Source organism: Nonomuraea typhae (genome assembly GCF_009760925.1).
Lineage (GTDB): Bacteria > Actinomycetota > Actinomycetes > Streptosporangiales > Streptosporangiaceae > Nonomuraea > Nonomuraea typhae.
This window is the reverse complement of the sequence record NZ_VRLV01000009.1, coordinates 167446-180358: the sequence shown is the minus strand read 5'-3', so window position 1 is coordinate 180358 and position 12913 is coordinate 167446. Positions and strand designations below refer to the sequence as shown.

Here is a 12913-nt window from a genome sequence, read left to right as displayed (position 1 = left end):
CCATTCGGGGAGTCCAACTTGTCAGACATCGTTCACTCCGCCGCCATCCCCAACACCTTCGACGAAGAGAAGCCACGCGACCCCTACTGGTACAAGCGCGCGGTCTTCTACGAGGTGCTCATCCGGGGCTTCGCCGACTCCAACGGCGACGGCACCGGCGACATCAAGGGCCTCATCCAGCGCCTGGACTACCTCCAGTGGCTGGGAGTCGACTGCCTGTGGCTGTTGCCCTTGTTCGAGTCGCCGTTGCGTGACGGCGGCTACGACATCGCCGACTACATGAAGATCCTCCCGGAGTTCGGGGACCTCGGGGACTTCGTGAAACTGGTCGACGAGGCACACAAGCGCGGCATGCGGGTGATCGCGGACCTGGTGATGAACCACACCAGCGACGCGCATCCCTGGTTCCAGGCCTCCCGGCACGACCCCGAGGGGCCCTTCGGCGACTTCTACGTCTGGAGCGACACCGACGAGAAGTACCAGGACGCCCGGATCATCTTCATCGACACCGAGACCTCCAACTGGACCTACGACCCGGTGCGCGGCCAGTACTACTGGCACCGCTTCTTCCACCACCAGCCGGACCTCAACTACGAGAACCCGGCGGTGCAGGCGGCGATGCTGGAGGTGCTGCGCTTCTGGCTGGACCTCGGCATCGACGGTTTCCGCATGGACGCCATCCCCTACCTGTTCGAGGAGGACGGCACCAACTGCGAGAACCTGCCCAGGACCCACGCCTACCTCAAGCGGGTGCGGGCCGAGGTGGACCGCCTCTACCCCGACCGGGTGCTGCTGGCCGAGGCCAACCAGTGGCCGACGGACGTGGTCGAGTACTTCGGCGAGACCGTGGGCGGCGGCGACGAGTGCCACATGGCCTTCCACTTCCCGCTCATGCCGCGCATCTTCATGGCGGTACGACGGGAGTCGCGTTACCCCATCTCCGAGATCCTGGCCCAGACGCCGAAGATCCCGGAGAACTGCCAGTGGGGCATCTTCCTGCGCAACCACGACGAGCTGACGCTCGAGATGGTGACGGACGAGGAGCGCGACTACATGTACTCCGAGTACGCCAAGGACCCGCGCATGCGGGCCAACGTCGGCATCCGGCGGCGGCTTGCGCCGCTGCTGGAGAACGATCGCAACCAGATCGAGCTGTTCACCGCGCTGCTGCTGTCGCTACCCGGCTCTCCCGTGCTCTACTACGGCGATGAGATCGGCATGGGGGACAACATCTGGCTCGGGGACCGCGACGGCGTGCGCACCCCGATGCAGTGGGACCCCGACCGCAACGCCGGTTTCTCCGACTGCGACCCCGGCCGGCTCTATCTGCCGGTCATCATGGACCCGATCTACGGCTACCAGGCGATCAACGTCGAGGCGCAGCAGAAGAACGGCGGCTCGCTGCTCCACTGGACCAAGCGCATGATCGAGATCCGCAAGCGTCACCCCGTGTTCGGGCTGGGCGAGTTCACGGAGCTGAACTCCTCCAACCCGAGCGTCCTGGCCTTCGTCCGCGAACTGGGCGACGACCGCATGCTCTGCGTCAACAACCTGTCGCGCTTCCCTCAGCCGGTCGAGCTGGACCTGAGGAGATTCACCGGAGTCTCCCCGGTCGAGACCATGGGCGGAGTACCTTTCCCCCCGATTGGCGAACTTCCGTATCTTTTGACGCTTCCTGGGCATGGTTTCTACTGGTTCACTCTCCCACCGGCCCAAGCCCAGGAGGAGTAAGACGTGCTCGAGCAGCTCCTTGCCGCATGGCTCCCGCAGCAACGCTGGTTCGGCGGCAAGGGGCGGCCGATCGACTCGGTGTCCGTCGACTCGGACATCGAGCTCGGCCCCGGCCTCCGTCACCTGATCGTCGCGGTCTGGCAGGACGGCTCCCGCGACCGCTACCAGCTGCTCCTGGGCGTCCGCGACGAGCTCCCCGACAGGCTGTCACATGCCCTAATTGGGATTTATCACGATAAATATCACTATGACGCGGCGCATGACGCCGACCGCACCTCCTGGCTCCTGACCGGCATGGCCCACGACACCACCACCGAGGGCCTGCGCCTGCGCCACACCCCCGGCGCCGCCATCGACACCTCCGCCCGCAGCCTCGTGCTCGGCGCCGAACAGTCCAACACCTCCCTGGTGTACGGCGACGCCTACATCTGCAAGCTCTTCCGGCGCCTCATCCCCGGGGTGAACCCCGAGCTGGAGATCGTCAACGCCCTGGCCGCGAGGAACGCGCCCCACATCGCCCAGCCGTACGGATGGATCGAAACCGACCTCGACGGCACGCCGACCACGCTCGCGATCATGCAGGAGTTCCTGTCCACCGCCAACGACGGCTGGGCCCTGGCGCTGGCCAGCGTCCGCGACTACTACGCGATCCCCGACCCCGCCCCGGCCCCCTGGGAGACCGCCCCGGCCGACCCGGACCCGGTGACCGCGGCGAACGCCGGCGGAGACTTCTCGGCCGAAGCCCACCGCCTGGGGGCGGCCACGGCCCGCATCCACGCCGAACTGGCCAGGGCCTTCCCCACGGCCACCGTGGAGCCGCCCGAGATCAAGCGCATGGCCGAGGAGTTCCGGCGGCGCCTCGGCCGGGCCATGGCCGAAGCGCCCCAGCTGCGCGAGCACGCCGAGGAGATCGAGACGGCCTTCCAGCGCCTGGACGAGGTGTCGGCCGACGTGCCCATCCAGCGCGTGCACGGCGACTACCACCTGGGCCAGGTCATGCGCACCACCACCGAGTGGATCATCCTGGACTTCGAGGGCGAGCCCGGCCAGCCGCTGGGCGAGCGGAAGGCCCTGTCCTCCCCGCTGCGGGACGTGGCCGGGATGCTGCGCTCGTTCGACTACGCCGCCCGCCACCTGCTGGCCGGCCACCCGGAGGCCGACCGCCTGGAGCCGCGGGCCGCCGACTGGTCCTCCCGCAACCGGGCCGCGTTCCTGGACGGGTACGTCGAGGGCGGCGGCCAGATCGGCGCCACCCAGGAGCCGCTGCTGCGCGCCTTCGAACTGGGCAAGGCCGTGTACGAGGTCGTCTACGAGGCCCGCAACCGCCCCGCCTGGATCTCCATCCCCCTGGCCGCCTTCGGAACCCGCCAGGAATGACGCCCAAGGTGAAGGCACCCGGTTCAGGGACCCACCTGCGACGGGGACGCCCGGTTCAGGCTGCCCGCGACCGCCATCTGCGCAGCCACCCGCCGGCCAACCCACCCCCTGACCGCTCCCCCACCACCGCCGCCGCTCCACCCGGTCAACCTTCCCCCCGGCCGCCCACCTAGCCGGGCAACCCCCAGCCCAGGCGCCCCTCCCTCCGGCCGACCACTTAGCCGGGTGATCCGCCTACAGCGTGTGGTGGTGGGCGTAGGCGGCTGCCTGGGTGCGGTTGCGGACGCCGATCTTGGCGAAGGCGTTGTTGATGTGCGTCTTGACCGTGGTCTCCGCCACCACCAGCGCCTCGGCGATCTCGGCGTTGCTCAGCCCCCGGGAGATCAGTCGCAGCACCTCCGCCTCCCGTGCGGTCAGCCCGTCGGGCAGGGTGTCCGGGCGGACGGGGACGTGCCGGGTCAGTGCCTCCACCAGGCGCCGGGAGACCGGGGCGGCGAAGGTGGACTGGCCGGCGGCGGCCGAGCGCAGGGCGGCGGCGATCTCCGCGCGGCCGGCGTCCTTGGTCAGGTAGCCGCGGGCGCCGGCCAGCAGCGCCGAGGAGACGGACTCGTCGTCGTCATAGGTGGTCAGCACCAGCACGGCCACTCCGGGGTGGGCGCGGGTGATCCGGCGGGTGGCCTCGACGCCGTCCAGGACGGGCATGCGCAGGTCCATGAGGACGACGTCGGGCGCCAGAGCGGCCACCAGGCGCAGGGCCTCCTCGCCGTTCCCCGCGGAGCCGACCACGTCTATCCCGTCCACCAGGTCCAGCAGCGCCACCAGTCCCTCGCGCATGACCTGCTGGTCGTCGACCACGAGCACCCTCACGCCCGCACCTCCACGGTCACCCTCCACGTCCCTTCGCGCCGCCCGGCGTCGAGGGTGCCGCCGATCAGGGCCAGCCGTTCGCGCATGCCGACGAGGCCGAATCCGGCCGGCCGCGGCGGGGCCGTACCGGAGGAGGGGTTGTCGACGGTCAGGAGCACGGAGCCGGCCGCGTAGGTGAGGTCGATGTCCACGCGGGCGCCGGGGGCGTGTTTGGCGGCGTTGGTGAGGGCTTCGCGGGCCGTACGCAGGACGCCCACTTCTACGGCGGGGGCCAGCGGGCGGGCCGGGCCGTGGGTGCGGATTTCGACGGCGGCGGCGTGGTCGTGGCGGTGCTGGGCGGCGAGCGCGGCCAGGGCGTCGGGCAGCGGCGGGACGTCCTCCCGCAGGGCGGCCACGGCGGAGCGGGCCTCGATGAGGCCGTCGGTGGCCAGCCGCAGCGAGCGGCGTACGCGTTCGGCGGCGGCGGCCACGTCGCGTTTCTCCGTGAGGAGGGCGTCGGCCACTTCGAGCTGGACGCGCAGGGCGCCGAGGGAGTGGGCGAGCACGTCGTGGAGTTCGCGGGCGATGCGGGCGCGTTCGTCGAGGGCGGCGGCGCGGGCGCGGTCGGCCAGGCCCAGGCGGTATTGGCGGCGGTGGAGCGCGACGACGAGCATGCTGCCCAGCACGCTGGCGTACACGGCCACGCTGCCCCCGGCCGCGCCGGCGCGGAGCATGCCGCCGACCATCAGCACCAGGTCGGCGGCGGCCACGGCGAGGATCCAGGGCACCGGCGTGCGCGCGTTCGCGCCGAACAGCATGAGCTGGGTGAGAAGGAAGATGAGCCCGTCACTGCCGCCGTGCCCGATCGCGAGGGCGGCGGTGGCCGAGCCGAGGGCGAGGGCGGCCAGCGCGGGCCGCGGCGCTCGCGGGTCCAGCGCGACGAACAGCAGCCAGCAGGCCATGCTGACGCTCAGCAGCGCCCACACCAGGGGCTCGGCCGGACCGGCGGTGGCCAGCGTCCAGCCCAGCAGCGCCGTGACGACGTATCTGACCAGCCTGCCGGTCTCCGGATCGTCGACGGACAGCAGTCGCGTGATCCGCCCCCACACCTTTAGCCCCTCAAGTTGAGAATCATCTCCACCATAAGCAGGCGAAAGGCGATGAAGCCAACCACCACGAGGCCGGCGACCACCACGATGGCCAGGAAGAACTTGCCGTTCATCTTTCCCCCGTTCGCGTCCAGGAGCTTCTGGAGCACGTAGAGCACTTTGTCCATGTCCCGGACGCTACGGAGGGGCCTGGGTGGAGGTGGACCTACGAACGGTGGAGATCCGGGTGGACTTCCTCGATGAGGCTCTGCAGCCCGTGGCCGGGGTGCCCGTCCGCGACCCGCTTGGCGACGATCTGCTGGAGCGGGGTGAGGAGGTTGGTCTCGACACCCTGTTCGCGCATGGCGACCGCGATGCCATCCAGGACGGCGTTGTTCACCCCGAGGTTGGACATGTCGGTCACCCAGTGCCGGTCGTCGATCTCCGCCGCCCAGCCGGGCAGCAGGTCGCCCATCGCGCGCAGCCACGGCAGCAGCAGCGTCGTGGTGAAGTCGGACACCGGCAGCCCGGCCGAGCGCACGAGCGCCATCGCCTGGGTGGCTCCGGCGATCTGGCCGTACATCCCGGTCAGCATGGCCATGTCGAGCAGCGGCGCCAGCCCCGCGTCGGCGCCGACGTACCTGGCCTCGGCCAGCGCGCCGAGCTCCGCCCGGTGCCGGTCGAACACCTCCTGGGAGCCGCTGTAGAGGATCAGCGCCCCGGGCCCGCCGATCATCTGCGGCACCGCCATCACACCGCCGTCGAGATACTCGCCGCCGCGCTCACGCACCCACTCGGCGGTACGGCGGGCCTCCGCGGGCCGCCCGCTGGTCAGGTTGACCACTGTCGTACCCTCGAGCGAAGCTTGCCGGAGAAGATCGTGCACGGTGGCGTAATCCAGCACGCAGACGATCACCAGCGACCCGGGCCGCACCGCCTCCGCAACGTCTGCCGCCCTGGTCGCACCCAGCGCGACCAGGGGTTCCGCTTTACTGTCGGTGCGATTCCATACGGTTACCTCATGCCCGGCCTTGATAAGGGTCTCGGCCAGCGCGGTGCCCATGAGGCCCAGGCCGACGATCGAAATCTTGGTCATGGCCCCAGCGTGCTGGTGGGGGGTTATGGTCGGCTTCCGAGAGAGTTATGGGGGGATTATGCGGTTCGGCGTGCTGGGGCCGCTCGCGGTGTGGACGGCCTCGGGGGAGCCGGTCACGGTGCGCGAGGCGAAGGTCCGGCTGCTGCTGGCCGGGCTGCTGGTGCACCGGGGGCGGCCGGTCTCGGCCGACCGGCTGGTGGAGGAGTTGTGGGGCGGCGCTCCCCCGCGTGACGCCCTGGCGGCGCTGCGGGTGAAGGTGTCCCAGCTGCGCGGCGCGCTGGCCGATCGGGACGCGGTCCGGTTCCGCGCCGCCGGATACGTGCTCGACGTGCCCGCCGACGCGCTCGACGCCGAGCGTTTCCAGGCGCTCCTGGCCACGCCCGCCGCCGACCCGCGCGCCCGCGCCGCCGCGCTGACCGAGGCGCTCGACCTCTGGCGCGGCCCCGCCTACGCCGGCCTGTCGGACGTCGATCTGGTCCGCCCGGCGGCGGCCAAACTGGAGGAGCAGCGCCTGGCCGCGCTGGAGGAGCTCGGCGAGGCACGGCTGGCGCTGGGCGAGCCCGTCGAGGTCGGTGACCTGGTGGCCGAGCACCCCTTGCGCGAGCGCCTGCGCGCCGTCCACATGCGCGCCCTCTACCGCGCCGGGCGCCAGAGCGACGCCCTGGCCGCCTACGCCGACCTGCGCGAGCGCCTGGCCGGCGAACTCGGCCTCAACCCCTCCCCCGAGCTGGCCGACCTCCACGCCCGCATCCTGCGCCAGGACCCGGCCCTGCAGGCGCCCGCCCGCGTCCAGACCAACCTGCCCGCGCCGGTGACCGCCCTGATCGGCCGCGAGAGCGCCCTGAGCGAGGTCCGCGCGCTCCTGGCCGACAACCGCCTGGTCACCCTGACCGGGCCGGGCGGCGTCGGCAAGACCCGGCTGGCCCTGGCCGCCGCGTCGGCGTCGGCCGCCGCCTTCCCCGACGGCACCTGGCTCGCCGAACTGGCCACCATCCCGGCCGCCGCCCGCGCAGGCGACGCAGTCCAGCTCGCCGGCACCCCCGCCGCCTCCCGCGCAGGCGACGCGACCCCCTTCGCCGGCACCTGGGCCACGCCCTGTGCCGACGGTGTGGCGCAGCTTCTCGGGGAGGTGCTCGGGCTGCCCGATCACGGCCCGGACGCCATGGCGGATCGTGTGGCCGCCGCGCTGGCCGGTCGGCGTGCCCTGCTCGTGCTGGACAACTGCGAGCACGTCGTCGAGCAGGTCGCCCCGCTCGTGCGCAAGCTCCTGCAGAGCGCTCCCGAGCTGCGGGTGCTGGCCACCAGCCAGGAGACGCTCCGGGTCACCGGCGAGACCGCGTGGAGCGTGCCGCCGCTGGGCAGGGAGGCCGCGATCGAGCTGTTCAGCGTCCGCGCCGGGGGCGGGCTGGCCGGTGACGAGGCGGTGGCCGAGATCTGCGCCCGCCTCGACGGCATCCCGCTGGCCGTCGAGCTCGCCGCCGCCCGGGCCCGCGCGCTCACCCCGCGCCAGCTGGCCGACCGGCTGGACGACCGGTTCCGGCTGCTCAGCTCCGGGATGCGCGATGCTCCCGCCCGGCAGCGGACCCTCCGGGCGATGATCGACTGGAGCTGGGAGCTGCTCACCGAGCCGGAGCGCCTCGTCCTCAGGCGGCTGGCCGTACACGCCGACGGGTGCACGCTGGAGGCGGCCGAGCAGATGTGCGCCGAGCCCGGCCACGACGTGCTCGACCTGCTCGCCCGGCTCGTGGACCGCTCGCTCGTGGTCGGCGGCGCCCGCTTCCGCCTGCTGGAGTCGGTGGCCGCCTACGCCGCCGAGCGGCTGGAGGAGGCCGGGGAGACCGCGCTCGTGCGCCGCCGCCATCTCGACCACCACGTGGCGCTGGCCGAGCGGGCCGAGCCGTACCTGCGGGGGCGCGAGCAGCAACGGTGGCTCGAGATCCTGGACGCCGAGTCGGGCAATCTGCGCGCCGCGCTCGACACCGCCGCCGCGCACGGGCCGGCCGCGCAGGCGCACCGGCTGGTGCGGGCGCTGACGTGGTACTGGGTGCTGCGCGGGCGGCTCGGCGAGGCGCGCCGGTCACTGGAGATCGCGCTGGCGCTGGGCGAGGATCCGGAGACCCGGATGTGGTGGGCCGGCGTGACCATGCTCTCCGGCGAGCTCGCCCCGCTCGACCCGGCCATGCTGGACAAGATCGACGACCCGGCGCGGCGGGCCAGGCTCGGGTGGTTCCTCGGGATGGCGTTGTTCGGCTTCGAGGAGCCCACGTGCAGCGACTCGTTGCTCGCTCCCGCGCTGCGCGCCTTCGAGGAGCTCGGCGACACCTGGGGCGTGGCCGCCGTGCTCAGCATCCGCGGCAAGAGCGCGCTGCTGCGGGGCGACCTGGGCGAGCTGCGGGCCAACGGCGAGCGGAGCCTGGAGTTGTTCCAGCGGGTCGGCGACCGCTGGGGGCAGAACCGCGCCGCCGAGAACCTCAGCACGCTCGCCGAGATCAGCGGCGACTACCCCAAGGCCGCCGAGCTTCGCCGTGCGAGCCTGCGTGTGGCCGAGGAGCTCGGCCTGTGGGCCAGCGTCACCGACAGCCTGTCCAAGCTCGGCCGCATCGCCCTGCTGGAAGGCGACTTCGCGCGGGCCGACGACTACCACGAGCGCGCCCGCCGGTCCGCGGTCGAGCAGGCCAACCGGCCCGCCGAGGAGGACGCCGAGCTCGGCCTGGCGTTGTCCGCCCGCCGCCAGGGCCGCCTGGACGACGCCGAACGCCTCCTGCTGCGCTGGCTGACCTGGGTACGCGAGATGGCCGGTGAGCCCGGGGCCGCGCTGATGCTGGCCGAGCTGGGGTTCATCGCCGAGCTCCGCGGGCACGCCGACCCCGCCAACGCCTCCTCCTACGCGGCCGCGGCCCTGACCTCGCATCTGGACGGCCTGGCCGCCGCCCGTGCCGTCGGCGACCCGCGGGCCACCGCGCTGGCGCTGGAAGGGGTGGCCGGCGTCCGCGCACTCCAGGGCCGTCACGAGGAGGCCGCGTCCCTCCTGGGCCAGGCCACCGCGCTGCGTGAGGGCTCCGGCGCCCCGCTGCCGCCCGGTGAGCGCGGCGACGTGGACCGCATCGCCGCCTGCGTCCTGGCGGGGCTGGGCGAGCAGCCCTACATGTCCGCCCGCGCCCGCGGCGCGGCCCTCTCCCTCCCGGCCGCGCTCGACCTGGCCCGCTCGCCGTAACCGCCCGCCGGGAACCGCCCCTCAAGGACCGCACTCCGGGGGCAGCGGAAGCGACCGGGCCGTCAGGGGCGGAGCTGGAGGTCGCCCGCGTTTTCCTGAGGGGGCGTGTCCTCTTCCGGCCGGTCCGGGTCCGAAGCCGTGGGCAGGAACAGGACGGCCAGGACGGCGGTGACCACGAGGATGGCCGCGCCGATCGCGCCCGTGACGTTGATGCTGGTGGTGAAGGCTTCGCGGGCCGTCAGGGACAGCGCGTCGGCGGTGGCCTGAGGCAGGTCGCGCGCGGCGGCCAGGGCTCCGCCCAGCGTGTCGCGGGCGGCCTCACCCACGGCTGCCGGGGCGCCCGCGGGCACCTCCAGGGTGGCGCGGTAGACCGCGGCCGCGACGCTGCCGAAGACGGCCAGCCCCAGGGCGCCGCCGAATTCCTGGCCGGTCTCCGACAGGGCGGCGGCCGAGCCGGAGCGTTCTGGCGGGGCGGCGCCGACCACCAGGTCGGTGCCCAGGACGAAGATGGGCGAGGCGCCCAGGAAGAACAGCACCTGGCTGGCCACCAGCAGCGCGGGGTGGCTGTCCGTGGTGACCTGCGTGAGCAGGAGGAAGCCCGCCGCGCCGACGGCCAGCCCGGCCCCGGCCAGGTAGCCGGGGCGGATCCGCCGGGCCAGCGCCGGGGAGACCAGGAAGCCTGCGATGACGGCGAGGCTCGCGGGCAGCATCAGCAGGCCGGCCGTCAGGGGTGACAGCCCGTTGACGAGCTGGAGGTGCTGGCCGATGAGCAGGCTGAAGGGCGGGTCGATGAGGATGGTCAGCATGAGGATGCCGAGGGCGGCGGTGAAGCGGCGTTCGGCGAACAGCCTCATGTCGAGCAGCGGGTCGTCCAGCCGGTGCTGCCTGCGGACGAAGACGACGGCCAGGGCGATGCCCGCCAGGAGGGCGGCCGCGGCCGGCCAGGCGAAGCCGTACGAGGCGATCTCCTTCACCCCGTAGATGGCCAGCAGGGCGGCGGCGACGGACAGGAGCACGCTGAGCGGGTCGATCCGGCCGATCGCCGGGGCGCGGTACTCAGGCAGGAGCAGGGGTCCGGCCACCAGCAGGATCGCCATGACGGGGACGTTGAGCAGGAAGACCGAGCCCCACCAGAAGTTCTCCAGGAGCGCTCCGCCGACGAGCGGCCCGACGACCATGCCGCCGGTGAAGCCGGTCATCCACAGGCTGATGGCGGTGGTGCGCTGGGCGGAGTCCCGGAACATATTCCGGATCAGCGACAGCGTGGACGGCATCAGGGTGGCGCCGGCGACGCCGAGCAGGGCCCGGGCGGCGATGAGGAGTTCGGCGCTGGGCGCGTAGGCGGCCAGGACGGAGGCTCCGGCGAAGGCGGCGCCGCCGATGAGCAGGAGTTTGCGCCGTCCGACGCGGTCGCCGACGTTGCCCATGGTGATGAGGAAGCCGGCGATCAGGAAGCCGTAGATGTCGTTGATCCACAGCAGTTGGGCAGAGGTCGGCCGGAGGTCCTCCGTCAGCGCGGGTACGGCGAGGTGCAGAACGGAGACATCAATCGAGATCAGCAAGGTCGGCAGGATGAGGGCGGCCAGCCCTGTCCATTCCCGGCGACCGGCACGATTCATGTTCATGCATGGAACCGTAGAAGCTCAAGCATGCTTGAAGTCAACCTTCCGGAATCGGCGGTTCCGCGGACTCCACACCCCCACAACCACTACTCTTCGTAGGCATTCTTTAACGAAGAGTAAAGGAGGCGGCATGCGGCGCGTGGTTGTGCTCGCGGTCGCGGTCACCGGAGTCTCTCTGGCCGCAGGCGCGGCCGTGCTGCTGACCGGCGAAGACGCTCCTCAGGCGGCGCAGGCCGTCCAGGCCGAGCCCGCGCCCGGCGATCCGCTGACGGCCGACGAGATCAAGCGGGCCGGCGACGTCGCGACGGCGCCCTCCCAGGAGCACATGAAGGTCGGCCGGGTCGAGCTGCTCTACGTCGAGCGCGACGACGACAAGGACGCGCGGGCGCGGCAGGCGGAGGTCTATCTCTACGACTACGCCGAGGACGCGCTCATCGTGCGGACGGTCGACCTCGAGGGCAACAAGATCACCGCGGAGTCCAAGGGCAAGGGCGTGCAACCGCCGCCCTCGCGCCGCGAGGAGACGCGCGCCGGCGAGTTGCTGCTGGCCCATCCGAAGCTGGGCGAGGGCGTGCGGCGCGCGTACGCCAAGGCCGCGGGGCGTGAGCTGCGCTCCGTCGCCGACCTGGGGCTGCGCGGGCTGATCTACTCCCAGCCGGGCGGGCCGTGCGCGACCCACCGCTGCGTGCGGCTGTTCGTGCGGCTGCCCGACGGCAAGCACCTCGACACCAGCCGCATCGTCATCGACCTGTCCGCCAAGAAGGTTCACACCCTGGAGTGGTGACTTGTTCCTGCAACTCGCTCTGGCGGCCTTCGTGGCCGCGGCCGGTTCCGTCACACCCCTTTCAGCCGGTACGGCTCCCGCGGAGCGGCCCTGCGGCGCGCCGTACCTGATCGAGGAGACGTTGCCCAACGGCGCGCGCTGGCAGCTGTGCTGGGAGATGCGCACGATCGAGGGGCTGACCCTCAACCGGGTCGCGTACACGCCCAAGGGCTCCTCCCCGGTCAGCGTGTTGCGGAGCGCGGCGCTGGCGCAGATTCACGTGCCCTACGACTCGGGCGAGCCGCGCTATCACGACATCGGCTCGCTGGGCGAGGCGGCGATCCCGCTGACCGACGCCGACTGCCCGGACGGCGAGCGGCGCAAGGAGGTGGTCTGCGTGATGACCCGGCCGCGCGGGCACGCCTACCTCAAGGACGGCTTCGGCGATCCCCAGCAGCGCAGGTCCAAGCAGGGGCGGGAGCTGGTGGTGCTCTCGGCCTACCAGGTGGGCTGGTACACCTACCTCGCCGAGTTCGTCTTCGGTGACGACGGCTCGATCACGCCGCGGGTGGGCGCGACGGGCTCGCTGGCGGGCGTGACGACCGCGCCCCAGCACGGCTGGCCGATCGGCGTGGGCAACGCGCACTTCGAGGAGTCGCACAGCCACAACGTGTTCTGGCGGATGGACTTCGACATCCAGGGTGCCTCCCGGGATGTCGTGGAACAGTACGACTTCGCCGGCAACAGGACGAAGAAGCGCTCACTGGTGCGCACCGCGCTGACCCGTGAGACCAAGGCGGTCAACGAGCGGATGCGCTGGTGGCGGGTGGTGGATCCGCAGGTGCGCAACGCCGATCGGCACCCGGTGAGCTGGGAGATCAACAACTCCGACAGCTCGGAGTACCGAGGCCCGCAGGACGAGGCGTTCACCCGGGCCGACCTGTACGTGACGCAGTACCGCGCCTGCGAGCGGCTGGCGACCTACAACGTGGCGCCCGGGTGCAAGCAGTCGGTGGACCAGTACGCGGGCGACGAGCAGGTGAAGGACCCGGTCGTCTGGGTGAACGTGGGCTTCCACCACGTGGCCAGGGACGAGGACGCCGATCCGATGCCGGTCCACTGGCAGGGTTTCCGGGTCATTCCACGGGATGTCACGGCGGCCAACCCCAACTGAAG

The 12913-nt window shown here is 72.1% G+C and carries 10 protein-coding genes; 5 read left to right on the top strand and 5 right to left on the bottom strand.

The features are described 5' to 3' along the window. The first annotated feature begins 18 nt into the window (after positions 1 to 18). Positions 19 to 1731 carry a maltose alpha-D-glucosyltransferase gene (gene treS / locus FVE25_RS31665; protein WP_157250782.1) on the top strand — a complete coding sequence of 571 codons (1713 nt, stop codon included), beginning with the start codon at positions 19 to 21 and terminating at the stop codon, positions 1729 to 1731. Positions 1732 to 1734: 3 nt separating this feature from the next. After that, complete coding sequence (locus tag FVE25_RS31660; protein ID WP_157250781.1) at positions 1735 to 3108, top strand: maltokinase N-terminal cap-like domain-containing protein; 1374 nt, start codon at positions 1735 to 1737, stop codon at positions 3106 to 3108. 234 nt (positions 3109 to 3342) lie between these two features. On the opposite strand, the gene FVE25_RS31655 is transcribed toward FVE25_RS31660, so the two are convergent. From FVE25_RS31655 to FVE25_RS31640, 4 genes are read right to left on the bottom strand one after another with little or no spacing between them, the layout of a single operon-like run. Then, positions 3343 to 3975, bottom strand: a complete 633-nt coding sequence (locus tag FVE25_RS31655) for a response regulator transcription factor (RefSeq protein ID WP_281367929.1) — start codon at positions 3973 to 3975, stop codon at positions 3343 to 3345. Next, on the bottom strand, positions 3972 to 5063 hold the full coding sequence (locus tag FVE25_RS31650) for a sensor histidine kinase (RefSeq protein ID WP_219825723.1): 1092 nt from the start codon (positions 5061 to 5063) through the stop codon (positions 3972 to 3974). Before FVE25_RS31650 ends, FVE25_RS31655 begins: the two co-directional genes overlap by 4 nt. A 2-nt stretch (positions 5064 to 5065) precedes the next feature. Continuing rightward, positions 5066 to 5230, bottom strand: coding sequence for a hypothetical protein (locus FVE25_RS31645; protein WP_157250780.1), 165 nt, complete (start codon positions 5228 to 5230; stop codon positions 5066 to 5068). A gap of 38 nt (positions 5231 to 5268) precedes the next feature. Continuing rightward, positions 5269 to 6138 (bottom strand): NAD(P)-dependent oxidoreductase, encoded by an 870-nt coding sequence (locus FVE25_RS31640; protein ID WP_157250779.1) that lies wholly within the window; start codon positions 6136 to 6138, stop codon positions 5269 to 5271. A 58-nt stretch (positions 6139 to 6196) separates the two neighbouring features. Between FVE25_RS31640 and FVE25_RS31635 the strand changes: the two genes are divergently transcribed. Further along, positions 6197 to 9352 carry an AfsR/SARP family transcriptional regulator gene (locus tag FVE25_RS31635; RefSeq protein ID WP_157250778.1) on the top strand — a complete coding sequence of 1052 codons (3156 nt, stop codon included), beginning with the start codon at positions 6197 to 6199 and terminating at the stop codon, positions 9350 to 9352. A 62-nt stretch (positions 9353 to 9414) separates the two neighbouring features. On the opposite strand, the gene FVE25_RS31630 is transcribed toward FVE25_RS31635, so the two are convergent. Next, the gene (locus FVE25_RS31630; RefSeq protein WP_157250777.1) at positions 9415 to 10977 is read right to left on the bottom strand and encodes an MFS transporter; all 1563 of its coding nucleotides are present in this window, start codon (positions 10975 to 10977) and stop codon (positions 9415 to 9417) included. 127 nt (positions 10978 to 11104) lie between these two features. Between FVE25_RS31630 and FVE25_RS31625 the strand changes: the two genes are divergently transcribed. Together FVE25_RS31625 and FVE25_RS31620 are read left to right on the top strand one after the other, a co-directional pair. Then, positions 11105 to 11758, top strand: coding sequence for a hypothetical protein (locus tag FVE25_RS31625; RefSeq protein WP_157250776.1), 654 nt, complete (start codon positions 11105 to 11107; stop codon positions 11756 to 11758). 1 nt (position 11759) lies between these two features. Beyond that, the gene (locus FVE25_RS31620) at positions 11760 to 12911 is read left to right on the top strand and encodes a copper amine oxidase (RefSeq protein ID WP_157250775.1); all 1152 of its coding nucleotides are present in this window, start codon (positions 11760 to 11762) and stop codon (positions 12909 to 12911) included. Positions 12912 to 12913: the final 2 nt, after the last annotated feature.